This window comes from Bartonella sp. CB10SXKL, from assembly GCF_042195515.1.
In the GTDB taxonomy this organism is placed as follows: Bacteria; Pseudomonadota; Alphaproteobacteria; order Rhizobiales; family Rhizobiaceae; genus Bartonella.
In genome coordinates, this window is record NZ_JBHION010000141.1 from 1 (window position 1) to 530 (window position 530).

General features: G+C 47.7%; 1 protein-coding gene. It reads right to left on the bottom strand.

The features are described 5' to 3' along the window. Positions 1-530, bottom strand: a 530-nt coding sequence (locus tag ACFIK3_RS09895; RefSeq protein ID WP_375676653.1) for a hypothetical protein, incomplete at both ends; no start/stop codon positions are given.

Below are 530 nucleotides of genomic sequence, written 5' to 3' on the forward strand. Positions count from 1 at the left end.
AGACCCGAGCTGTTGATCACATGACCAGCCCGCTCTCCACTTAAGCCACGGATGATGAGATTGTCTTCAGCAATGACATCGGCAAACTTATTGATAAAATCCCCATCTAAGGAGAAAATGGCAGATTTCTTGGCATAAATTAGCCCGCTATTGCTCAGATCAGCGCTCACATTGAGCGCAACCCCATCACCACTTGAGCCAATACTGCCGGCATTGTCCAAAACATCTGCGGTTAAGACAAAAGCACCACCACTTTTGAGAACACCGTCTTCACCATTTAAAACCAGAGCAACTTGCCCCAATGACGGATCATGACTTTTTGCTATAAGCGTAAAACTGTTACTGGCTAAAAGCTGACCTGAATTGGCTAAAGACCCAAGCTTCGCATCAACAACACCGCCCACCATAATACCGGAATTACTTAAAACATCATGGCTGTTGAGAGTAAGTACCCCGCCTTGCGCTTCCACAAGCCCAGCCTGGGTGAGTGTGCCTGCCTTCAGCGTTACATCATAGGCGCCAACCTCACT